The organism is Pseudoalteromonas sp. A601, from assembly GCF_002165575.1.
GTDB lineage: Bacteria > Pseudomonadota > Gammaproteobacteria > Enterobacterales > Alteromonadaceae > Pseudoalteromonas.
Map to the genome: position 1 here is coordinate 45,483 of NZ_MXQF01000007.1, position 24,890 is coordinate 70,372.

The 24,890-nt window shown below is 39.2% G+C and carries 15 protein-coding genes and 7 tRNA genes; 13 read left to right on the forward strand and 9 right to left on the reverse strand.

What is annotated here, in order from left to right; translation table 11 throughout:
- The first annotated feature begins 112 nt into the window (after window positions 1-112).
- Window positions 113-2,437: an aerobic respiration two-component sensor histidine kinase ArcB gene (gene arcB / locus B5G52_RS07310; RefSeq protein ID WP_087532005.1), complete on the forward strand. Its 2,325-nt coding sequence runs from the start codon at window positions 113-115 to the stop codon at window positions 2,435-2,437.
- Window positions 2,438-2,463: 26 nt separating this feature from the next.
- Here arcB and arcA read toward each other — a convergent pair whose 3' ends face one another.
- The 5 genes from arcA to trmB form a co-directional block, all read right to left on the reverse strand.
- Window positions 2,464-3,180, reverse strand: a complete 717-nt coding sequence (gene arcA, locus B5G52_RS07315; protein ID WP_087532006.1) for a two-component system response regulator ArcA — start codon at window positions 3,178-3,180, stop codon at window positions 2,464-2,466.
- Window positions 3,181-3,287: 107 nt separating this feature from the next.
- The gene (locus tag B5G52_RS07320; RefSeq protein ID WP_087532007.1) at window positions 3,288-3,812 is read right to left on the reverse strand and encodes a YfiR family protein; all 525 of its coding nucleotides are present in this window, start codon (window positions 3,810-3,812) and stop codon (window positions 3,288-3,290) included.
- Complete coding sequence (locus B5G52_RS07325; protein ID WP_087532008.1) at window positions 3,809-5,434, reverse strand: sensor histidine kinase; 1,626 nt, start codon at window positions 5,432-5,434, stop codon at window positions 3,809-3,811. Before B5G52_RS07325 ends, B5G52_RS07320 begins: the two co-directional genes overlap by 4 nt.
- Window positions 5,435-5,582: 148 nt before the next feature.
- Window positions 5,583-6,608 carry a 16S rRNA (guanine(1207)-N(2))-methyltransferase RsmC gene (rsmC, locus tag B5G52_RS07330; RefSeq protein ID WP_087532009.1) on the reverse strand — a complete coding sequence of 342 codons (1,026 nt, stop codon included), beginning with the start codon at window positions 6,606-6,608 and terminating at the stop codon, window positions 5,583-5,585.
- A gap of 40 nt (window positions 6,609-6,648) precedes the next feature.
- Window positions 6,649-7,374 carry a tRNA (guanosine(46)-N7)-methyltransferase TrmB gene (gene trmB, locus B5G52_RS07335; protein WP_087532010.1) on the reverse strand — a complete coding sequence of 242 codons (726 nt, stop codon included), beginning with the start codon at window positions 7,372-7,374 and terminating at the stop codon, window positions 6,649-6,651.
- Between the two features lie 161 nt (window positions 7,375-7,535).
- Here trmB and mutY point away from each other — a divergent pair, with 161 nt between their 5' ends.
- A complete protein-coding gene (gene mutY / locus B5G52_RS07340; protein ID WP_087532011.1) occupies window positions 7,536-8,615 on the forward strand; it encodes an A/G-specific adenine glycosylase in 1,080 nt (359 codons plus the stop codon).
- 24 nt (window positions 8,616-8,639) lie between these two features.
- Complete coding sequence (locus tag B5G52_RS07345; RefSeq protein ID WP_087532012.1) at window positions 8,640-8,912, forward strand: oxidative damage protection protein; 273 nt, start codon at window positions 8,640-8,642, stop codon at window positions 8,910-8,912.
- A 55-nt stretch (window positions 8,913-8,967) separates the two neighbouring features.
- On the opposite strand, the gene B5G52_RS07350 is transcribed toward B5G52_RS07345, so the two are convergent.
- Window positions 8,968-11,748: a hybrid sensor histidine kinase/response regulator gene (locus B5G52_RS07350; protein ID WP_087532013.1), complete on the reverse strand. Its 2,781-nt coding sequence runs from the start codon at window positions 11,746-11,748 to the stop codon at window positions 8,968-8,970.
- 463 nt (window positions 11,749-12,211) lie between these two features.
- Here B5G52_RS07350 and B5G52_RS07355 point away from each other — a divergent pair.
- From B5G52_RS07355 to B5G52_RS07400, 10 genes are all read left to right on the forward strand, one after another.
- A tRNA-Phe gene (locus B5G52_RS07355) sits at window positions 12,212-12,287 on the forward strand.
- A 68-nt stretch (window positions 12,288-12,355) separates the two neighbouring features.
- Window positions 12,356-12,431, forward strand: a tRNA-Thr gene (locus B5G52_RS07360).
- A 217-nt stretch (window positions 12,432-12,648) separates the two neighbouring features.
- Window positions 12,649-12,724: transfer RNA gene (locus B5G52_RS07365), tRNA-Phe, on the forward strand.
- A gap of 101 nt (window positions 12,725-12,825) precedes the next feature.
- Window positions 12,826-12,901, forward strand: a tRNA-Thr gene (locus tag B5G52_RS07370).
- Window positions 12,902-13,032: 131 nt separating this feature from the next.
- Window positions 13,033-13,108 (forward strand) — tRNA-Phe (locus B5G52_RS07375).
- Between the two features lie 57 nt (window positions 13,109-13,165).
- A tRNA-Thr gene (locus B5G52_RS07380) sits at window positions 13,166-13,241 on the forward strand.
- 135 nt (window positions 13,242-13,376) lie between these two features.
- Window positions 13,377-13,452 (forward strand) — tRNA-Phe (locus B5G52_RS07385).
- A 287-nt stretch (window positions 13,453-13,739) separates the two neighbouring features.
- A complete protein-coding gene (locus B5G52_RS07390; RefSeq protein WP_087532014.1) occupies window positions 13,740-15,146 on the forward strand; it encodes an efflux transporter outer membrane subunit in 1,407 nt (468 codons plus the stop codon).
- A gap of 2 nt (window positions 15,147-15,148) precedes the next feature.
- Window positions 15,149-16,462, forward strand: a complete 1,314-nt coding sequence (locus B5G52_RS07395) for an efflux RND transporter periplasmic adaptor subunit (RefSeq protein ID WP_087532015.1) — start codon at window positions 15,149-15,151, stop codon at window positions 16,460-16,462.
- Entirely contained in the window at window positions 16,459-19,539 is a 3,081-nt protein-coding gene (locus B5G52_RS07400; protein ID WP_087532016.1) for an efflux RND transporter permease subunit, read from the forward strand. The genes B5G52_RS07395 and B5G52_RS07400 overlap by 4 nt, the downstream gene beginning before the upstream one ends.
- Before the next feature lie 88 nt (window positions 19,540-19,627).
- On the opposite strand, the gene B5G52_RS07405 is transcribed toward B5G52_RS07400, so the two are convergent.
- The 3 genes from B5G52_RS07405 to B5G52_RS07415 all read right to left on the reverse strand — a co-directional run bounded on the left by B5G52_RS07405 (window position 19,628) and on the right by B5G52_RS07415 (window position 24,854).
- A complete protein-coding gene (locus B5G52_RS07405) occupies window positions 19,628-21,667 on the reverse strand; it encodes a S9 family peptidase (protein WP_087532017.1) in 2,040 nt (679 codons plus the stop codon).
- A gap of 246 nt (window positions 21,668-21,913) precedes the next feature.
- Window positions 21,914-23,869: a phytase gene (locus tag B5G52_RS07410; protein ID WP_087532018.1), complete on the reverse strand. Its 1,956-nt coding sequence runs from the start codon at window positions 23,867-23,869 to the stop codon at window positions 21,914-21,916.
- Window positions 23,870-23,879: 10 nt separating this feature from the next.
- Entirely contained in the window at window positions 23,880-24,854 is a 975-nt protein-coding gene (locus B5G52_RS07415) for a metallophosphoesterase (protein ID WP_087532019.1), read from the reverse strand.
- Window positions 24,855-24,890: the final 36 nt, after the last annotated feature.

Genomic DNA, 24,890 nt, shown 5'->3' on the forward strand with positions numbered 1-24,890 from the left:
GCATTTTCATTTGAAGCTGTGGCGCTAGCTTTTTTATATACTAATAACACTAGATTGAAGCATTGCTTAGTCTGTTGATGTTAAAACCCATAGTCATGAGACAAGTTTATATATGATCGATTCTTCTTTGAGCCCTTGGGCTCGAATGCTTTCAAGTTTAATCACACGGTTTGGTGAGTTCAAAACGGCAGCGATTTGCTATGTGTTGCTGTTAGTTGTTTCACTGATTCTAGCCTGCATGTTTTATTATGTTGCTATCGGTCATGTGGTCATCCTTGATGTACTCGCTATGTTGTTTTTTACTGCGGTTGTATCACCTATTATGATCAGTGTGATTATAAACTCGATTCGCCAACTTGATGCCTCATACGCATACCTTGATAGTGCAACTAAACAAGAAAAGCTATTAAACCAAACGTTAAAAGATAATATCACTCGGCTAAACGTTGAGATAGACGAACGTAAAATGGCTTTTCATGCTAAGCACCGCGCAATTGAAGAGCTTAGACGCGAAATAGCAGAGCGTAAGAAAACCCAGCAAGAGCTTGCCCAACAGGGAATGTTATTACGTTCTATTGTCGATTCATCTCCTGATTTATTTTATTACCGTGACAACAATGGGGTTTTCGCCGGATGTAATAAAATGTTTGAAAAAGTGATTGGCAAGCCGGCAACTGAATTAATTGGCAAAACCGCTGAGCAAATATACCCGCAACCTTATTTACCTGAGGTTCTTAGAACAGACAATAAAGTGGAAGAGACTCACCAAGCGCTCACCCTTGATGTAGAGTACCCGGTTGATAGTGAAAATCGCTGGTTTGAAATGCGTAAATTACCTTTTATTAACGATGAAGGGGAATACATAGGCTTGCTTGCTTTTGGCCGTGATATAACGAGCCGAAAAGAAGCAGCTCAAGCCCTTGAAACCGCTTATAAAGACAAGGGGAAATTTATTGCCACTTTAAGCCATGAGCTAAGAACGCCACTTAACGGTATTGTTGGTTTAACACGAATGTTACTCGACACTGAACTTGATAAACAGCAACGTAGCTGGTGTAGTACGGTTTTTTCAAGCGCCGAAACCTTGGGTAATATTTTCAACGATATTATTGATTTAGATAAGATTGACCGTGAGCAGCTGGATATTGTCACTACACCAATAAATGTCTCTGACTTTATAAATGATGTAGTAAATTTTGCGGGCTTGATCGCAGAAGAGAAAGGACTTGAATTTGAAATTGAGCGTAAAGGCATCTTAGATATTTATGCTTCGCTAGATCCTACTCGTTTACGCCAAGTTGTTTGGAATTTAATTAATAATGCCGTTAAGTTTACTCAGCAAGGGAGAGTAGAATTATCTTGTATTAGAGAGAATCGCGCTGACGGTACGTGGTTAGTGATGAAGGTTACCGATACTGGCCAAGGAATACCGCAAGAGCAATTACAGCGTATCTTTGATATGTACTATAAAGCGCCTGACTTAAATGGCACAAATGCTATTGGTTCAGGAATTGGCCTGGCAGTAACCAAAGCACTCGTAACGGCAATGAGTGGGAAAATTCGAGTAAGTAGTACTGAAGGTGAGGGTAGTAGTTTTGTCTTTGAGATACCATTGGCTTTATGTGTTGCGCCAACAGAACAAAGTTATGCTGGGCGTAGTTTAAATATTTTGTTAGTTGAAGATGTGCCGTTAAACGCTGAAATTGCCACTAATTTACTTGAGCAGCGTGGTCATGAGGTTATTTGGGCTGAAACAGGTGAAGATGCTTTATCATTTGTTGAAACTGAGGATGACCTTGATTTAGTTTTATTAGATATGCAATTGCCAGATATTAATGGTGATGAAGTTGCAAGACAAATTCGCGCCGATAGCTATTTTGATAAATTACCTATAGTAGCATTAACGGCAAATGTACGTAGTGCCGAGGAAGAGCTAGAAGGAATCTCCATCCAAGGAGCACTCGCCAAACCAATCAATACCACTAAACTTGATAAAATACTCGCAGAGTTATTTGATATTAAACAAGCTCAGCAATGTGATGAAACGCGCTTAACGGTATCTGCGCAGGATTGTTTAAATATAAATGTAGAACTACTTGATGTTGAAACTATTGAAGACTTTGTCAATTCAATGGGAATAGATGTATTCAAGCGTAGCAGTAATTTGTTTGCCAAACTAAATCCACAGTATCAGCAAGAATTAGTGAGCTCATTAGCGCAAGGTGATAGAGAAGAATATAAATCGGTCGCACATAAGCTTAAAGGAGCTGCAGGTTCGGTTGGTCTTAATGACGTGCAGCTGCATGCTAAAATGATGGAGCATGGGGCACTTGAGCAAAATGATGGGGAGTTACAACAATGGTTGATAGAACTTACAGATAAAATAAATGAAGGACAACAAGCCCTTCATTTATTCTTACAGCAGTTAGAGAAGTAACTGCTGTAGGTTAACCAACAATATTATTAGCTGTCGATTTTACCGATGAATCTATAACCTTCACCGTGAATGGTGCTGATCAATTCAGAGGTGCTGTTGTCGCTTTCAAAATGTTTACGAATACGGCGAATAGTCACATCCACAGTACGGTCATTAGCACGTAGCTCACGACCCGTCATATGTTTAATTAACTGTTCACGACTAAAAATGCGACCTGGAGAATCAAGCATTAAACGTAGTGCTCTGTATTCACCTTTAGGAAGACGTTTAGCATCGCCGTTTGGAGATGTTAAACAACGGCTATTTTCGTCAAGCTCCCAGCCATTAAACGTAATAACACCATTTGTTTCGATATTAGCTTCCTCACCGCCAAGAGCAGTACGAGAAATTAAGTTACGAGCACGAATGGTTAGTTCACGTGGATTAAAGGGCTTAGTAATATAGTCGTCCGCACCAATTTCTAGGCCTAAAATACGGTCTACATCATTATCACGACCAGTTAGGAAAATAAGCCCAACGTTACGCTTTTGACGCAACTCACGTGCTAAAATTAGCCCGTTTTTGCCTGGTAGGTTGATATCCATAACTACAAGATTCACATCATCATTATTTGTAAGCTTGTCATGCATGTCATCGCCATCTATGGCTTCAATAACTTTATAACCTTCAGCTTCAAATAAACTAACGAGGTTTAGTCGAGTTACGTCTTCATCCTCTACAATCAGAATGACTGGCGTTTGCATTATTAATTAACCTTTTTCGGAATATTTTATTTACAATTAATTCGGTATTGTATTATAAAACCGAATACAGAGATTATAGGAGTATATCCATTTGTTAACAAGTAAAATCAATTTGGATAAAACTTTGAAACAGCTAATAACCGAGATTGCATTTTAAAACTACTACGCAATAACTGCTGTTTATTGATATACAGTCGGATTTTATTCCCTTCTTGGATCAAAGCGGCAATCCCGCCTTTTTCTAAAAAACTGATACTCTCACCAACTGTTAAGGTGTCTGACGAAATGGTATCGATCCAAAGTGGAATTATATCATCTTCTTCTGTTTCATCAATGTATGTGATATCACAAAAGCGAGAAAGTTCAGAAATTTGCTGTTTTTTATCTATTAAAATTATTTTGATGGCTTTATCGTTAACACTTAATGATGGAGTGCTGTTTAAAATCGCTCCCACCCCTAGCTTTAAGTCATAAAAACAAAAGGTCATAGCGTGGTTTTTGTCAGCTTTTGCAAACTCAACAAACTTACTAATTTGATATAAAAATGCAGATTTAACCTGCTCAGGAGACTTTGCTAAAATGCTAAATGGAGCAAAAATTATTATGCTAAGTAACATCAGCTTTAATTTCATTTTATGTTGGCCTGCTCATTCGGCAGGGTGATTATAAATCGAGTCCCTGTAGTTTCTTGTTCATCGTAGTGTACATTGCCGCCTAATGCTTGTGTAACTAAGTTATACACTAAATGCATACCCAGGCCGCTGCCTCCCTCGCCGCGTTTAGTTGTTACAAATGGGTCAAAAATTCGCTTTTTAATTGTTTTATCAACGCCAATACCATTATCAAGATAATTAATAATTAAACTGCTTTCATTACGTTCTATTGTGAATTCAATTTTATTGCCGATATCATCTTTAAAACCGTGGATGACAGAGTTGCTGATAAGCTGCTGTAACACTTGTTGAAGTGGGCCTACTTTAGTTTCAAAAATGAGTTCAGATGGACAATGAATAATAACCTCTGGGGCCTTTTCTTGCATTTCAGTACGCATGGATAACAGTACATCTGAGATCAGATTTTTTACGTTTATTAACGAATTCAGTTCACCATCTTGGTTTACCGCTACTTTTTTAAAGCTAGAGACAAGCTCTGCAGCTCTGTTTAAGTTGCGGTAAATTAAATCAAGGTTTTCTATACCATCATCTATAAAGCGTTTTAACTGGCTTGAGGTGAGTGTTTTGTTTTCAAACCCTGAATTAATTTCAGCAAGTTTATCTCGTAATAGAGTGGAACCTGTGATGCCCAGACCGATGGGAGTATTAACTTCATGGGCGACACCTGCAACCATTTGACCAAGTGAAGCCATTTTTTCACTTTCAACGATTTGATTTTGATATTGATGCATGCGCTCAAGTGTATTTAATAGCTCTTGATTCGCTTCTCTAAGTGCAATTGTCCGCTGATTTACTTTTTCTTCTAGACTTTGGTTTAGCTGTTTAATTTCGAGTTTATCATTCTTATGCCGCTCAATTTGGTTTTGCGTTCGCGTGAGCATAATATTTAAGCTACTAGCAAGAGTGTTTATTTCAGTAATGTTCGTTTTTGGTGCGCGGGCATTGTAATTGTGATTTTTAGAAACATCTTGCAGTAACATGCTTAATTCATCGATTGGGTTTGCAATACGTTTTTGGATACGCTTAGCTACAAAATACACTAGGACTAAAACAAATAGAGTTAGTAATATATCTATCAGTATTTTTTTATTTATATAGTCGTTAAGACGCTCTAGCCCGCCACGAATATAAACATAACCTTTAATTTCACCTTCATAGAGTATAGGCTTTATCAGTTCGACTTGATCGCCTGTAATTTTAGCTTCTTTTAACTGCTCGATACTATCTACACGAAGTGGTACAGGTGGCGTTTTTTTTGCGTTAAAACTGGTAAAGAACACAGCTTTATTCGATATTTCATCAATTGAGTAGATATGTATATTCTTAACTAGTGGAATGGTTTCAAAGGACTTAAGTCGTTGCTCTTCCGTTTCTATATCATCAAATAAAACGGTAATTTGGGCGTTAAATGCAACAATTTCAGCAAGGATAGTGAGTTTATTTATGATTAATTGTTTTTGCTCTTTAACATCAAGATAAGTTGAAATCGAAATAGACAATGACAAACAAAGAGCCGTAACAAACATCACTGCACTGATCAACGCTTTTCGAATACTTGTTTGTGGTAGAGATTTAGGCATTTTTTATTATAGCCTGATATTCATCATAGTGACTTCGTTTTCTAAGTCTAGCAAACGCAACGAAAAGTGACGAAGAAATATCAAATAATTGTCACTTTTTGTGTATTTACTTTAAAAACGGGGTCTATATGTTTAAGTAGGACTTTATTTAGCTACTATAAACTGCAAATTTATTGTTTTTATGAACTGTTTGATACTCACCAAATTGAGACTCTAAAATAGGTGGGTATTTTAAAAAGCAATTCGCAACAATTGTCAGTTTGCCCGATTTAGTTAAGTGTTGTTTTGCATTACTTAAAAACTGCTCTGCAATCGTATAATCAGTTGCAATACCCGTATGAAATGGTGGGTTAGAAATAATTAAATCAAATTTGCCATTAATACTAGTAAGGCCGTCACTAAGCACAGCTTTACCATTTATATTATTAAGCGCTAGAGTTTGTGTTGTGGCATAAGCTGCAAGCGCACTTACATCTGAGCAAACAAAGGATAGGGCTATATTTTTAAGGCCTAGAAATGTAGCTATTAAACCTGCGCCGCAACCAAAATCGAGCACTTGGCCACTTTTAACATTTGGTGCGTTTTCTAGTAGCATTTTAGTTCCGGCATCAAGTTCACCGTGATTAAATACTCCGGGGATACTAATTGCGTTAAACTGCGTTCCTGCTACTTCAACAGTGAATTGCTTGTGATACCGGCTAATACTGAACTCTGCTAGTTGTGCAATACCAGAGAATAAATAGAGTGCGCAGTGGCGAGCACTATCAATTTTACGGCCAAATTCGCAATGATTAGTAAATTGTTTTTCTATCGACTTTACGCCACTTTTATTCTCGCCAACAACCAGTAAATCAGCATCAGGGTTGAGAACTGCACGAATATTATCCAGCGTCATTAATGCTTCTGGTTTTGATTTTGGATAATAGTAAATCACCAAATCAAACTGTTGCTCTGTTATTTCATGGCTTATACAAACATCGATACCGTTAAGGTTGTTAGCAAATTGACCATTGGCATGGTTGTAGCTAAAAGCGGTTATTTTACTGTTAGGGTTTAAACTTTTAAGTTGAGATAAAAAGCCATCTTGCACAAAATTGACCACCAAAATAGATTCAGCATTGAGTGATTCACTATTTCGCAGTAGTAATGAACTTGGGTTAGTTAATGCGCTCATAAATGGCTTTACCTTAAGTGTTGTTTAATAAGTTACTGGTTTAGCTAATGCGTTCAAACATTAAGTCCCAAACACCATGGCCTAAACGATGGCCGCGTTGCTCAAATTTAGTCAGCGGACGTAAATCAGGACGAGGCACATAATCATTGCTTTGCGATTGGTTTTTATAGTGCTCAGCAGCTTGCATTACTTCAAGCATGTGCTCAGCGTAGTTTTCCCAATCTGTTGCCATGTGAAAAACACCACCAATTTTTAATTTACTGCGTAAGCTTTCAACAAATGCAGGTTGCACAATACGACGCTTATGGTGACGCTTTTTATGCCATGGATCAGGGAAAAACAACTGCAACTTACTAAGGCTGCCATCAGCTATACAGTCTTTGAGTACCTCAACCGCATCATGTTCAAAAACACGTAAGTTGGTTACACCAGCTTCATCTGCGTCCATCAAACATGCACCAACACCTGGGCGATGTACCTCGATACCAATAAAGTTTAAGTGCGGTGCGTTTTTAGCCATTTCAACTAATGACTTACCCATACCAAAGCCGATTTCTAAAACAACATCATTGTCATTACCAAATACTTGAGCTAAATCAAGCATGCCGTTTTGGTGCTCAAGGCCCATTGTTGACCAGCACTTTTCAATTGCTGCTGCTTGTCCTTTGGTTAAACGACCTTCACGTTTAACAAAGCTACGAATTGTACGAATATATTTACCTTCTTGCTTTGCTTGCTCAAGGTTATCGTTACTTGAATCACTCATATATTTTGGCCTGATGAAAACAACATGTTTAAAATGGTGGCGTATTATCCCTGACCGTGGGCTTGATCACAAGGCTTTATCCTTTGTGTATGTTTAGAACTTGATATTTTAACTCACTGCAATAGACTGCCCGCTATCAAGGGTCGAGTTATAAAGTAGTTATTTTGAAGTTAAACAACACTGATGCAAGTTGGTTTTCAGGGCAGGTAGTTGATTGGTATCAATTACATGGGCGTAAAACCTTACCATGGCAATTGAATAAAACACCTTATAAAGTCTGGGTGTCTGAGGTAATGCTACAACAAACTCAAGTTGTGACCGTTATTCCTTATTTTGAAAAATTTATGGCAAGTTTCCCTGATATTATCACTTTAGCGAATGCAGATGAAGATATTGTACTGCATCATTGGACTGGGCTGGGTTATTACGCAAGAGCACGTAATTTACATAAAACAGCCAAAATAGTACGTGATCAGTACGATGGTGAGTTTCCAACAAATATTGAACAAGTAATCGCATTACCAGGAATAGGGCGTTCTACAGCTGGCGCCGTTTTGTCTTTATCTCTTGGCCAGCATCACCCAATTTTAGATGGCAATGTAAAGCGTGTCTTGGCTCGCTACTTTATGGTTGAAGGCTGGTACGGGGTTAAAAAAGTCGAGAATCAACTATGGCAACTAACAGAGCAACTAACTCCTAAAGGTAATGTCACTGAGTTTAATCAGGCAATGATGGATTTAGGTGCAAGCTTATGCTCTCGTAGTAAGTTTGAATGTGAACCTTGCCCCCTTAACAGTCGTTGTAAGGCATTTAATAACGCAGTCGTTAAGCAGTTTCCTCATTCAAAACCTAAAAAAGCCGTGCCTAAAAAAAGCTGTCATCAGTTGATCATTCAATGTGATGACCAAGTATTAATGGAAAAAAGGCCAAACTCTGGTATTTGGGGGGGGTTGTTTAGCTTTTTTGAATTTGAACAAAAGGAACAACTTGATGTTTTTATCGCACAGCAGGGGCTTGAGCTGACTATCACACAAGTGGAACCATTTACTCATGTGTTTTCGCATTTTGAATTAACTATTAATCCTCATGTGCTTAAGGTTAGTAAAATGCCTGATGTAGTTAATGAGCGTCAGCTTGTTTGGTATCCGTTAGATCAGTCCATTGAGGTCGGTTTAGCAGCACCAACTAAAAAGCTGGTTAAACAAATTAGCACAATGGTTTACACTAGAGATAAGTCTTAAACGCATATTAAGAAGAGATCAATTATGGCACGTACAGTATTTTGTCAAAAGTTACAAAAAGAAGCCGAAGGCCTTGGTTATCAACTATACCCTGGTGAGCTTGGTGAAAAGATTTTCAATAATATTTCAAAAGAAGCATGGGGTCAGTGGCAGCATAAGCAGACTATGCTAATTAATGAAAAACATCTAAACATGATGGACCCAGAGCATCGCACATTTTTGGAAGAGCAGATGGTTGGCTTTTTGTTTGAAGATAAAGAGGTTGAAATCGAAGGCTACCGTCCGCCTGAGAAGTAATTTTTTGCAAGGCTAGTTGATAAAAGGGCGACGTTGCCCTTTTATCAACCACAAACTAGATACTATTTTCTTCTTGTTCGTCAGATTTTCTAATTTGCTCTTTCAGAAATTGCGCGACTCTAGAGTACTCGATTTCTAGAGTATCTCTTTGTTCTATTAGCTCATCACTCGATAAATTTTCTAAATTACAGTGCTCTTCAAAATGGGCGGATAATTTACTAATCTGTTCAGCTCCAATCGTTTTAGAAATTGATTTTAACTGGTGGCAGGCTTGTGCAATACCTTGATAGTCTGTAACCATAACAGCACTGTTTATTTCTTTAGTTAAGTTATTACTTTGCTCTAAGTACATTTTAAAAAAGCGGATTTGTTTAGCTTCATCGTTGTTTACGTATTTAGCTAGCATTTCTAAATTAACTGGGGCTGCAGGTCTTTCGCTGAGCTCGCTTACATAAACAGTACCTTGCTGACTTTTTTGAGCCCACTTCTCTAAAATAGCTTCTAAAGTATTTAATTCCACAGGCTTAGTAATAAAATCATTAATACCTGCATTTAAACAGCGTTCTTTTTCGCCTTTAAGGGCATTCGCTGTGATCGCTATTATATATGGCTGTGCATTAATATCATCAAGTAATGAAGCTTCTTCTCTGATTGTTTCGACCATATCGTAGCCTGACATTTTAGGCATATGTAAATCAGTAAGAATGAGTGAGTAGCGTTCTTTTCGCCATTTTTGCAAGCCTTGTTCACCGTTTTCAGCGACTTCAACACCAAAGCCTAGCAAATGCAATTGATCGGTTAGTACTTGTTGGTTTAAGAGGTTATCTTCAACAAGTAAAATGAGTCTATTTTCCTCTCTAGCCTGTTCTACGTTTAGGTAGTTATTTAGAGTTTTAACGGGTTTCACTTGTTTAGGTTTATGAAGTCCAGCAGCTACAAGTAATGACATCATAAAGTTAGATTTGCACAATGGTGTAGCATTAAGATAAAAAATATTTTTATGGTTAATTGCTGCTTCATCTAGCTTACTTAGTACAACAACCTGTTGGTTATGATCTTCTAGAGTGTATATTAGGCGACGTAGTAATGAATTAGTTTTTTCTATCGAATCAACACCATCAAGAACCCAGACAATACCAAAACTCTCTTGGTGCTGCTCTATCTCATCAAGAGTACCCGCTTGAAGTGTTTTAGCTCCCATAAACGATAGGTAACGTGATAACGTTTGCTTTCTCGTACTATTTTCGCTTATTAAAACTACAAGTTGATCTTTTAATGTATTTTTATGTGCGTACTTAATTGTTCCTTCGGTGCTAAAAGGTAATTCAACAACAAATTCACTGCCAATGCCTAAATCGCTTGTAACATTAATAGTACCAAGCATGAGCTCGGTTAAACTTTTACAAATTGAAAGGCCAAGCCCCGTGCCTCCATATTCTCGAGTGATAGAATTTTCAGCTTGGATAAATGGGTTAAAAATTTCACGTAATTGTGCTTGGCTCATACCTTTTCCATTATCACTGACGATAAAACGTAGAGTGAAATGATCGGTCGTGTTTTGAGCTACTTCAACGGCTATACGAACATGGCCACGACGGTTTTCATCGGTGCTAGTGAATTTAATAGCATTACTACATAAGTTGTACAGTACTTGGCGCACTCTCATGGTATCGCCAATTAAGTTTGTTGGAATATCTGGGGCAATTGCTAGTTCTAAATCGAGCTGACGTTTTTTGGCAACCGATGATAAAACTCTGGCTACTTCTTCAATAGTGTCAGAAACTGAAAATGGAGTTGGATCTATATTGAGCCTACCAGCTTCAATTTTAGAAAAATCTAATATGTCATCTAAAATACCTAATAATGAAAAAGCAGATTCACGAATAATGGTGCTTAGTCGATGTTGAGCACCATCAAGCTCTGTTTGCCTTAATAGATCTATTGTGCCAATTACACCATTCATTGGGGTGCGTATCTCATGACTCATTGTTGCTAAAAAAGTAGTTTTTGAATCACTTGCTTGTTCAGCTCTCAATGTTGCTTTCTCAAGTTGCATAGTTCGTTTTTGAACTTCTATCTCTAAGCCATTTTGCAGGCTTTGCAATTTGGATTGTGTTGCTTGATTACTAACAATCGCGTTTTGTACTTGCTTGAGAAGTTTATTTATATTTATTGCAACTGTTTTCATTCCTAAATCTAGCTGCTCTTTTACTTGTGATTCATAGTTAGATGATTGACAAATTGTATCGATTTCTAAAGCGAGATAGTCGCTACTTCTTTTTATTCGTTTGTTTAGAAAAGCATTAATATAGAAAGCAAATATAAATAAGCTAAAAAATGTCAACCCTGCCAATACGTAAGTAAGTAGCATTGAATCTGCTATAGCTGAAACTGAGCTATTTCTATCTTTAATTATTAGCTCTCCAACAGGCTGATCATTCAAAATTAATTGTTTATGGATAATTGTTTTATTTTGAGTAAAGGTGTCTAGTTTTAAAGGCTCTATAGCGGGCTTATGACTTGAATAAATGAGTTGGGGTGCACTTAATGATGTATACCTATATAAGTAATATTCAAATCGGTTATTTAGCTTTGAGCTTAAAACTAATAGTTGCTCTGCTTTGTTCTGCCCAGGTTTACTTAGAGCGATGACTAACTGCTTGTCTAAATTATCAGCTAGCTCGCTTAAGTCAGTAGTGCTCTTGACTTGAAAGTTATTAATTTGTTTATTCGGGTAGAAGTAGTAGGCAGCTAAAGCTAATGTTATTGCCACAATATTTGTAAATATAATAAGTGGTAACAAGCCCTTAACCGGCGAAGAAAATTTACTGTGCATTTATTTTCCAATTTTAATGTAGTAGCTACAAACCAATCAGCAGCTTATTTACTTGCAATCAATCCTAACATTTACTGAAATAATTCACTACGTTATGTACATAATATTGCAATATTTACTGTTTTAGATAATAAAGGGATTTAATTACCTATTAGCAATTATAAGGACTTAATCTTAATCACATATATTTGATGCAAAAAGCAGCGTTTAATATGTTTATTACCCACATTGCTGTAAAACTGTGCAAACAGTGGGGCGGGATAAAAAAAAAGTTGACTTGCAGGGGCAAAACCAGTTTAATACGCCGCACGCCCAGATAGCTAAGTCAGTAGAGCATCTAGGGAAGAGTATTAAAAATCCTTTAAGATTTTTAATTAGAGCTGAAGTTTCCTTGGTAGCTTAGTCAGTAGAGTGGTAGGAAATGTACTGAAAATCCTATATGATTTATAGGTAAACTGAATTTGCCTCGATAGCTCAGTCGGTAGAGCAGAGGATTGAAAATCCTCGTGTCCGTGGTTCGATTCCGCGTCGAGGCACCATTATTATTGTAATAATGTTTAAATATACTTAAATGTTGTTACGCGTGCCAAAGCACATGATTTAGTGTGCCGACTTAGCTCAGCTGGTAGAGCAACTGACTTGTAATCAGTAGGTCAACCGTTCGACTCGGTTAGTCGGCACCATTTATTTTAGATAATTTGAACAGAGCAACTGACTTGTAATCAGTAATTCATTTAAGTTATCCGTTCGACTCGGTTAGTCGGCACCATTTATTTAGATAATTTGAATAGAGCAACTGACTTGTAATCAGTAATTCATTTAAGTTATCCGTTCGACTCGATTAGTCGGCACCATTTATTTAGGTTAAATGTTTTAAACATTTAATTAGCACTATTAAGTGCCTCGATAGCTCAGTCGGTAGAGCAGAGGATTGAAAATCCTCGTGTCCGTGGTTCGATTCCGCGTCGAGGCACCATTTATTTGAAAAGGCTTCGCAATAGCGAGGCTTTTTTAATAAAAAAATTTAAGTTAATCAATCTTTAAAATTGATATGTGCCATAGCACACAGTTTAGTGTGCCGACTTAGCTCAGCTGGTAGAGCAACTGACTTGTAATCAGTAGGTCAACCGTTCGACTCGGTTAGTCGGCACCATTTATTTTAGATAATTTGAACAGAGCAACTGACTTGTAATCAGTAATTCATTTAAGTTATCCGTTCGACTCAATTAGTCGGCATCATTTATTTAGTTAATAGTTGCTACTGTTAACAAGCACTGTTTAAGTGCCTCGATAGCTCAGTCGGTAGAGCAGAGGATTGAAAATCCTCGTGTCCGTGGTTCGATTCCGCGTCGAGGCACCATTTATTAAAGTTAATCAATCTTTAAAATTGATACGTGCCTAGCACACAGTTTAGTGTGCCGACTTAGCTCAGCTGGTAGAGCAACTGACTTGTAATCAGTAGGTCAACCGTTCGACTCGGTTAGTCGGCACCATTTATTTTAGATAATTTGAACAGAGCAACTGACTTGTAATCAGTAATTCATTTAAGTTATCCGTTCGACTCGGTTAGTCGACACCATTTATTTAGATTTATTGTTAATTTAGCAGTAAATCAGCACAGTTGATGTGCCTCGATAGCTCAGTCGGTAGAGCAGAGGATTGAAAATCCTCGTGTCCGTGGTTCGATTCCGCGTCGAGGCACCATTTATTATAAAGCCCTGCACTCGCAGGGCTTTTTTGTTTTTGAAATAATTTGTTATTTAGATAATAAAGTTTGCCTTCTACTTGGCAGTGATTTTTAATTCTAGCACCTAGCACCTAGCACCTAGCACCTAGCACCTAGCATCTTTCACTTTTAACCTTTCATCTTATTAATCCTGCACTTTAACGTACTGTATGCTAAGAATTTGTAATGTTATGTAAAGTCAGTTGAGCAAATAGGAATTGAATGCTTGAATTACACTTAGTGATCGATGTATTCAGGGTTAAACATGAACTGGCAATTAAAGCCGAGTATTGTTGCATTATCTGTGCTGTTCATTGGAGCATGCACCACACAGCTTACTCAGCAAGAGCGTGTGCAACAACTCGAAACGCTGCCAAATAATTGGCAGCAAAAACTAGAACAACAAACGGCTGGGACAGTCGCAAATGATTGGTTACAGCAGCTTGAAAATCCACAAGTTTATGCACTTGTCGATCAAGCTCTGAAGCATAACCAGTCAATTTTACAAGCTAGCTATGATGTTGCTATAAAAGAGCAGCAACTGGTTGCCACAGGGGCTGCTCTTTGGCCAAGCTTAGACCTATCTACACGTACAAGTAGAAGTAAAGATAATCGTCCCGTTAGCTACAATAATGCCAGCTCTGCCGATTTGGCATTGAGCTATGAGGTTGATTTATGGGGTAAACTATCAGCAGCAGAGCGTCAAGCAAACTTAGAGTATTTAGCTGAAAAAGCAAATTTTGAGCAGTCTCGTCAGCAATTGGTCGCTGATGTCGTCAGTGGTTGGTTTAATGTAATAACTGCCCAGCAGTTATTAGAGCTATATCAACAAAGAGAAAAAATAGCAGAGCAAAATCTTGCGATTATCGAATCTGGCTATCGCCAAGGCTTAAATGAGGCGCTTGACGTGTACTTGACTCGTAACGAGCTAAATACTGAGCGCTCTAATATTGCTGAGCAACAAGCTACATTAACAGAGTCTATACGGACACTTGAGCGTTTAACTGGCGAGTATCCAAAGGGGGCATTGAGTATAGATGCAGACTTACCGTTGCTTGATAAACCAATCCCTAAAGGGCTACCTTCAGAACTTATTACCCGTAAACCAGATTTGATGGCAAGTTGGTATCAGTTATTGAGTACTGATGCTGGTTTAGCATACGCTCATAAACAGCGCTTCCCTAGCTTAAATCTAACTGCTTCACTCGGCGACAGTACTGATAAAATGAGTGATTTATTTTCGCCATCCAGCTTAGCCTGGTCATTGGTTGGCAGCATCGCGATGCCGATTTTTGATGGTGGAAGACTAGCTGCAAATGAAGAACAAGCACGTCTTACAGTAAAACGCCAAGAACAAATATATCTTGAAACTTTATATGATGCGTTTGGTGATGTTGAAAATGCAATTACACAAGAGGTGTCGCTACAACAGCGCTATGAAAAAACACTTGAAGCACAAACTAATGCGATAGCTGCTGAGCAATTATCGTTTGAGCAATATCAAAGTGGTTTAGTAGATTACACGACTGTGCTTGATGCACAGGATCGCTCTTTCACTGCGCAAAACTCAGTTATCAATATTAAAAATCAACTCATCCTTAATAGAATCAAGTTACATATTGCCCTTGGTGGCGATTTCTCAGAGCCTAACCAAGAGTCAGAAGAGCAATAACTATGAATAATAAACTTCGTAAATTTCTAATTCCAACCATTATTATCGCCGTGACAGCGACAGTTATTCTCGTTATCAAAGGAAATCCTCCGCAGAGTAAGCGCTTTGGCTCTGCGCCTAAAGCAAATGTGACAGTTGCAGTGTTTCGCTTAGAGGCTAAGCCTTATCAAATTATGATCAATAGTTTTGGTACAGTAAAGCCAAAAACACAAAGCATGCTAGTGTCGCAAGCATCGGGGCAGATAATTAAAATTAGTGACCAGTTTCGTGAAGGGGGCTTTTTTGATAAAGGTGAAGTGTTGCTTGAATTAGATGATAGAGATCATCGCGCAGAGGTTAAATCTGCTCAAGCTAACCTTCTCACTGCCCAGCAAGCCTTACTGGAAGAGGAGGCGCGTGGTAATCAAGCACAAACAGATTGGCAGCGTTTAGGAAATGGTGAACAAGCAAGCTCTTTAGTGCTGCGTAAACCGCAACTTGCTGCTGCACAGGCAGAAGTGCTTTCAGCTCAAGCGCAACTAGAAAAAGCAGAACTGAATCTAGAACGTACTAAAATTACAGCCCCTTATGCAGGCAGAGTATTAAGCCGCAGCGTCGATTTAGGTCAAGTGGTAAATAATAACACTGAACTTGCCTCGATTTATGCAATCGACAGTGTCGAAATTCGCCTTCCAATTAAAAATAAAGACTTACCTTTTATCGAATTACCAGAACAGTTTCGCGATGGCGTAAGTAATGAGCAGGGCTCCGCAGTTGTTTTTCGCTCCGATCTTGTTGGCGAGCAACAATGGCAAGGGCAAGTGGTACGAACTGAAGGTGCAATAGATTCATCTGCTCAGCAGCTTTATGTGGTTGGACAAATTCACGACCCATATAAAGCAACTGCAAATAATCAATACCCAATTAAAATTGGTCAATATATAACGGCTCAAATAAAAGGTGTTGAGGTACAAAATGCCATTGTTATTCCTAATAGTGCTATTTACCAAGGCAGTTATGTTTATATTGAAGAGCAAGGGATCTTAAAGCGCAGAGATATTAGCTTAAGATGGCAAAATGCGGATGATGCAATTATTGCATCAGGCCTTAGTGCCGGCGACAATTTAGTTATTACGCCGCTAGGACAAGTGAGTTCAGGTACACAAGTAAACATCATGGGTGAGCAAGCTTACCAAAATACCCGTGGTAACAAGCAAGGCCGAGGTGAACGCCCAAGTAAAGAACAACTAGAGGCAATGGCCAAAGAACAAGGCATTTCAGTTAAAGAGTTAATGCAGCAGCGTCGCCAAGCTCGCGGCCAAGGAGCTGGGCAATGATTGCTTGGTTTACTAAAAACCATGTAGCCGCCAACTTACTGCTTATTAGTATTGTGTTGTCTGGGCTATTTAGTTTATCGACTCAAATTCCTTTAGAAGTTTTTCCTTCATTTGAAACGGATCGTATCAGCGTCAAAGTCACATTACGTGGTTCAACCCCGGAAGATGTTGAAAAGGGTGTCACTATTCGTATTGAAGAAGCAGTGCAAGACTTGGAAGGAATTGAGCAAATTTCAAGTAGCTCTTCTGAGGGGTCATCATCGGTCAATATTGAAATCGAAACTGGTTATGATGCTCGTGACTTATTGGCTGATATAAAAAGCCGAGTTGATGCTATAAATACCTTTCCTGTAGACGCAGAAAAGCCAGTAGTAGCACTTGCTCAGCGTATACGTGAAGTTATAGCGGTAACAGTTTCGAGTGAATATGGTGAAAAAGAAACCCTCGAATATGCTGAAAAAGTACGTGATGACTTACTGCGTATTCCATTAATAACGCAAGTTGAGTTAAGCGGTGTTCGTGATTACGAAATCGCAGTTGAAGTAAGCCAAGATGTACTACGCCAATATGATTTAAGCCTTGCGCAAATATCATCTGCTATTTCTCGCTCAAGTACCGATGTCTCTGCGGGTAACTTAAAAACTGAAGGTGGTGAAGTACTTATTCGCTCAAAAGGCCAAGCCTATCGCAAAGATGAGTTTGCTCAAATCGTAGTTAAACAGCAATCTGACGGCACTATTATTCGCTTAGGCGACATTGCTAGTATTACTGATGATTTTGAAGAAACCCCAGTGCGCACCCGCTTTAATGGTAAGCAAGCTGCATTTATCGACGTTTATCGTATTGGGCCGCAAAGTGCGATTGATGTGGCTGATGCAGTAAAGGACTATATTAATGAACAACAAACAAGCCTACCGCAAGGTTTTCAGCTCAGTTACTGGGATGATGATTCGCAAGTTGTAAAAGGGCGTATTGCCACTTTAACAACCAATGCGATTCAAGGTGGTATTTTAGTGCTGGCGTTACTGACGTTATTTTTACGCCCAGCCATAGCAATATGGGTGTTTGTTGGTATTCCGGTATCGTTCATGGGCGCATTTTTAGCGATGCCTTTGTTTGGTGTTACGCTAAATATAATGAGCTTATTCGGGTTTATCTTAGTGCTGGGTATTGTTGTTGATGATGCGATTGTCACCGGCGAAAATGTTTATACTCATTTAAAAACCGCAGAGTCTGGTGAGCAAGCTGCTATTCGAGGTACGCAAGAAGTAGCGACACCGGTAACTTTTGGTGTGTTAACAACCGTCGCTGCATTTCTACCGCTGGCATTTATCGAAGGCGGACGTGGTGCTTTGTTTGCGCAAATTCCCGTAGTGGTTATCCCGGTATTACTATTCTCATTAATTGAATCTAAGTTCGTTTTACCAGCGCATTTAAAATACATCAAACTGCGTAACCAAAAATCAGAGCCTTCAAAGCTAGAGCGTTTACAGCAGCGTTTTGCCGATGGCTTTGAAACGGCGATTATGAAGTATTATCAACCAGTACTTAATTTAGCACTAAAAAATAAGTTAGCTACAGTAAGCGCATTTATTGGTATATTTTTAGTGATTTTAACACTGATATCGAGCGGATGGACTAAGTTTGTTTTCTTCCCGCGCATCCCGAGTGAGACTGTACGTGCCAACGTTACTTTCCCAGCGGGTACACCTTTTGATGTGACTAATAAATATATTGTGCTTATGGCAGACAAAGCCAAAGAGTTACAAGATAAGTACCGTGATGAAGATGGCGAAAGTGTTATCTTGAATATTTTGGCAAGTACCGGTGGTCGAGGAGGCACATCAAATACTGGCTCTGTACGTTTTGAAATTACGCCAGCAGAAGAGCGCGAATCTAATATTGGCTCGCAGCAGTTATCGAGCGAATGGCGGGACTTGATTGGTGTGATCCCAGGGGCAGAAACAATTACTTTTAGAGCTGAGATTGGCCGTAGTTCAAATCCAATTGATGTTCAGCTCTCTGGTAGCACAATTGAGACATTAGAAACCGTCGCTGAAAAAATTAAAGAGCGTTTAGCAACCTACCCAACGGTATTTGAAATTGCAGATAGTTTGTCAGACGGTAAAGAGGAGCTGCAAGTTGAACTGACCGATCAAGGTTTAGCGCTGGGTTTAAACCGTACTGATGTATTACAGCAAATCCGCAATTCGTTCTTTGGTTCTCAAGCGCAACGTATTCAACGTGGTCGTGATGATGTACGTGTAATGGTAAGGCTACCACTTGAAGAGCGTCGTTCAGTAGCAGATTTAACTGATATACTTATTGATTTACCAGGTGGTGGCACAGTGCCATTATCACATGTTGCTACGCTCAAAACAGGTGAGAGCCCATCGAGTATTCGCCGTATCGATCGCTACCGTACTTTAAATGTGACCGCTGATGTTGAGAAGAACAACACCAATATGACGGTTCTTCAAGCGGATCTTAAAGGTTACTTAGACGAGCTTGTGCAACAGTACCCTGGTGTTAATTATACCTTAGAAGGTGAGGCGAAAGAGCAACGAGAGTCGTTTGGTTCACTGGCGTGGGGCTTGTTGTTTGTATTCTTTATTATTTACGCATTACTCGCGATCCCGTTTAAGTCTTACTTACAGCCATTGATAGTAATGAGTGTGATCCCATTCGGTATGATAGGTGCGGTAATGGGGCATTGGATCATGGGCATGGACTTAACCATTATGAGTCTACTCGGCATGTTAGCGCTTGTTGGTGTGGTCGTGAACGATTCATTGGTATTGGTTGATTATGTAAACAAAAAGCGCAGTGAAGGTGGTGACTTACTCGAAGCTGTAAAGCGCGCTGGTGCGGCACGTTTTCGTCCTGTAATGCTAACGAGCTTAACGACCTTCATCGGTCTAATGCCATTATTATTTGAAAAAGCCACACAAGCGCAGTTCTTAATACCGATGGCAGTTAGCCTTGGCTTTGGTATTATCTTTGCGACATTCATTACCTTGTTACTAGTGCCCGTAAATTATATGTTGATGGAACGCTTTCAAGGTTGGTTTAAGTAGTTAGAATTAATCTTTCTGCTTAAAATAGACAAACAAAAATGCCGCAGTTTAGCGGCATTTTTTATTGAGATTAAAACAAGAGGTTGAGTTATTTCTTGTATCGCTCAAACCATGCTAGCGTGTGCTCTACTTTAGAGATCATGCGAGATGGGCGCCCTGCAATACCATGGTGTGAGCCAGGCACACGAATAAGAACTGTGTCTACTTTTTGTAACTTGAGAGCTTGATAAAACTGCTCAGATTCTGAGATCGGCGTGCGTCGGTCTTCTTCACCTGTCATCAGCAAAGCTGGTGTTGTAACATTGCCTACGAGTGATAATGGTGAACGCTGCCAATAATGCTCCACATTATCCCAAGGCATACCTGGGAATTGATTGCGGATTTGGCCGATATAACTGTCAGCCGTTAACGTTTTACTCAGCCAGTTAATTACCGGCTTTGTGATTGCCGCGGCGTTAAAACGATTAGTTAAGCCAATGGCGTAAGCTGTGGCAATACCGCCTGCAGAGCCGCCCGCAATAAATAAGTTTTCTTCATCAATAAACCCTTTAGCTATCATGGCATCAACCGCTGAATTATGGTCTGAAAAATCTTCTTTAGAGCTATATTTTCCATCGAGTAATAAGGCGAAGTCTTTACCGTAACTGGTTGAGCCTCGGTAATTTACATACACCACAACATAGCCTTCACTAGCGTATCGTTGTAGCTCAGCTGTAAAGTTTGGCCCGTAAGCGAGATGTGGGCCACCGTGAATTTCAAGTAATAAAGGATACTTTTTAGTTTTGTCGAAATTAGGTGGGGTAATGTACCAACCTTGAATATTTTCATTGTCAAATGATGACTTAACATTTAACTCATGGACCTCACCCAGTTGCTTATGACCTAGTAAGTCTTCATTTAAAGCCGTTAAGGTTTTACTTTTTCCTTTGTATAAATACGCTAAATCAGCAGGGCGCTGACTACTACCTTTGGTATATGCAATTGCTCCGTTTTTAGCGAGGCTGAAACTACCACTGATATACGGGCGACCGATAGAAGTTCCTGATAGTGAGTCAACTAGATCGGATACTTTACCTTTGAATGATAATTTTGCCAGCTTGCGCTTACCAAAATCGTCATATTGAATAATAAAATCACCTTTACCTGACCATTTGTAATCAGCAACAGAGCGGTCAAAGCTATTACTTACATTGGCAATTTTTTTATTACTTTTAGTAATGACATTGAGCTGGTAATTTATATACGGAACAGGAGCATTATCACGGGAAATAAAAGCAATTTGTTTGCCATTTTCTGAGTAGGTAGGACGAAACTCTCGACCAGGTAATTGAGTTAACTGGGTATAAGTCTTTTCGTTTATATCCACTTCATATAAATCAGATTCAGTGGTGCGATATTCCCAATCAGTATGTTGGTCTGATGAAAAAGCAAGTTTGCTATCATTAGGAGACCATGCAAGTGGTCCATAATGCTGGAAATTACCAGTCGTTAATTGTCGGGCAGTGCCGCCATTGGCAGGTATAACAAATACATGACGATAGGCTGGCTCTAAATAGCCCGAACCGTCTGCCTGATAACGCGCTTTTTCATAAACCTTTACAGGTTTTGACCAAGAAGCTTCTTTAGGCTTTTTAGGTAATTTAACGGACTTTACAAAGTCTGTTTTACCAGCGGGTATATTCATCGTAAATGCGATGTTGTTACCATTGTTAGACCAGCTTAAACTGCGAATTGATTTTGGCAGCTGCGTTAATAATGCTAATTTGTCTTGCTCTAACCAATACACGTAAAGTTGATTACTGCCGCTTCGATTAGATGTAAACGCGATTTTTTTAGAATCGGGTGACCAAGTCGGTTGCCCGTAATTATGTTCATCAGCGAGTAATGGGTAATGCTGATTTTGTTTTACATCGTACATCCAAATACTGCGTTTTGCAGAATCTTTCATGATGTCATAGCCACTCCTTAGGTAGATAATTTTCTTACCATCAGGACTTATTTGTGGATTATTAACATATTCTAGTTGAAAAATATCTTCGGCAGTGAAGGTGTCATTTGCGTAAAGGTTTACGCTGTAGGAGGCACATAGTAGCGCCGAACTTAATGTTAGTAATGCATTTAATTTCATAGTTTTTCATTTTTGTATAATAAAACACCATCCTATGACGCCTCAATTTTTTGAACAAGAAAATTGAGATTAATCAGCGCATCGTTAAGTTAAATGGCAATACATACAAAACTGCTAATGACGATATTTTTGGGGGATATGGGCAGGCTTTATTCACGTTTACTTAAAGTAGGGCAATCATGACTGTTTGAAAATAAAAATGCCGCAATGAAGCGGCATTTTTTATCTATAAATTTTACTTACTGTTTATTTAATGGCTTTTTTTACTTCACGCCAGTCAATAATCTTAAAGTTTTGTGGCTGAAGTGGCATACGGTTGTAGCCGTCTTGCACTATAAGCATGCCTTCAGGGTAACCAGGTAAAGCTGCTGAGGTAACAGTTAAACCGTCTGTTTCACCTGCGCCATCAATGCCTTTATCAAGATTCGCGATGACATTAAACTTACCCGCAAAGCTCAAGCTTGGCTGAGTATCATCTGAGATATTATAAAGCACATAACTATTATCGCCTTGGCTTGATACCACTAAATAGCGCTCATCATCGCCATGGTAAATTTCCATACCTTCAACATCTGCCACAAGTTGTTCATTAACACCTTGCAGCATAACTGGTGAATTACCCGCTGTAGGCTCTGCACCGATATACCAGATACCTTGATCTTCTTCGCCAGCAAATAATTGGCCTAGTTTATCATCTGCAGTACAGCCTTCAGGTTGGCTTGGTAAAGTAAACTCTCTGACTAATTCGCCGCTGACGTTATTTTTCTCACCGGTTAATTTGTATTGCTGAAATAAGCCAGATTTATCATTTACATAAACATAATGGCCAGAATCAGATGAATACATACACATACCGTAAATTTCAGCTAGGTTTGTTGCCACTTCTGTTACATGTTGTACCTTGTTGTCGTTATCGACTGTAAAAACGCTGATGCTGTTCAGTGTACGGTTACTGGCAGTGATCCAGGTGTTAGTTTGATTGTTTATACCTTGATGTTGACGTACATCAACATTATTTAAGCGGCCAATATCTAGCGACTGTACTTTGTTACCCTCAAGGTTATAGACCATTAACCCACGGCGTTTATCTGTGCCCAATATTAAGCTGTTTTTAGCGTCTTGCTCGTTGACCCAAATAGCCGGATCATCAGCTGCATCACCAAATGCTGCAACGGGTGTTGTTTGTGCATTGGCATGAATATGAGTCATGGCAACTTTATTTATTGAAGGCGCAGGCTGTGCACTGTAGTTAACGTTTGCTTCGATATATGCGCCCGTTTCATCATCTATTAAAACAAGCTGTGCTTGACTATCATTAATCAAATTTGCTGCAACGGATTCAATTGCTAACTCGCCACTTAGTGACCATTTGCTTAGTTTTTCTGTTTGGGCATTATAGGCATAAACCATATTGCCATCAGTGGCACTGAGCCATAAAGTACCGTCTTGTGATACTGATAAAGCCCCGATTTCAGTTTTTAATTCACCGTAGGGCTCAACTAGTGCAACAGGCTGTTTATTGGCATCTGATTCGGCATCAGCATTAATTGCCCACACGCCGAGCTCTGCTTCACCAACATACAGAGTTTTAGTTTCATCATTTACGGCACAGCCTGAAGCCTCAGTGACTGCTGAGAACTCACGTACTGCAATGTTTTTAGCTTGGCTTGTCGCTAAATCATAAATAATAGTTTCGCTTATTAAACCACGAACATCAGGCACAAATGCAGATACGGTTTCGGTATTGTTGTTTTTAAATAAACAGACGGCATCAGGTTGGGCTTGAGGCGGACTAATGCGAGTGAGCTCTTCTAGCTGCCAAGATGATGCATTGTTGACTAGATTAAAAATAACGACATTGTCTTGATTGTTATCAATACTTGCGAGTATGAAATGCTGCGCCGATATTTTTTTCAGTGAAATTGACTCGAAGTTACCAGCCAACAACACACTGCTTTGTTTGCTATCGCTAAGTAATAAACCTTGGCTTTCACTTGCTACTAACCATTGATTATTACCAAGAGCAGCCGCTTGTGACCCTTGCATATTTTGTTGTGGGCCAAACGGCGTTACCTTGATAGAGCTTGTTGCTAATAGCGCTTCGTTTTGAACGGCTTCTTTATGGTTACTACACCCGTTGAGTACAGTTAAAAGAAGTGCGCTTGATAGCACTGTTGAGATTGTATTTAGTTTGAATTTCATTTTTTATCCTTTACTTTCCAATGTGCTTTTCAGTGCTAAAACGTACTTCACCCAAATGGTTGATAGCGCTAACTTTGAGTGTTTCACCATTGATTGATACACTTAAAAAGCCTGGGGTTGCTTCTGCATAGCGGGTAAACTCACGCTGTTTCACAAAGCGTGCTTCACTGCCTCCACCAGAGACAAAGTGAGCAATATTGCTATTTTCAGGTTGGTTGTATTGCAAGTCGTGCTCGTGTCCTGCGATATAAGCCTGCACGTTATGACGCTCCATAATGGGTTCTAAAATATCGCGAAGACCTTGGTTACGACCAAAGCGTTTACCACTTGAATAAAGCGGGTGATGGCCAACCACAATCTTCCATTTTGCGTCACTACCCGCAAGTTGGGTTTCAAGCCAAGTAAGCTGGGTTTTATAACCTTGCCCTTGAGTTGAACGGTATTTGTCGCGGGTTTTATATTCAGGCTGAATTGGGTTGGTATCTAAAAATACCATCAATACTTGCTCGTTGTTTTCAAGCTCAAACGCTTTGCTGTAATACCTTGCTGGTAATTGCCAGCGCTGACTTTTATTTGTGTAGTCAATTTGGGCTTGAGCATTACCTAGGTAATCGTGATTACCCAAAACAACGTACCAATCTTCAAATGTGTGCGGGCCGTGGTAAATATCTTCATAGGCTGATTGCCAAAGAGGATCGTTAACGCTTGCCACGCCATTTGGATAAAAATTATCGCCAGTTGAGACGATAAAGTCGGCATCGGTTTGGTACATGGCTATCTCTAGTTGGTGAGCCACTTCTTTTTGATAAAAGTGGCCATTGTGTCCCCAATCACCAATAACCATAAAGTTAAGGCTATCAGGTAGCGTATTTAATTTGGTTATTTTTTGCTGTTGATAAAGCTCATCTTTATATATAACTGGTTCGCCAGCACTGAGCGCTGATGAGCTCAGTAGGGCAGCCACTATGAAAGACAATTTAAACATGTTCTAACTCCAAAAAAGCACGTGATAGCAAGCCAT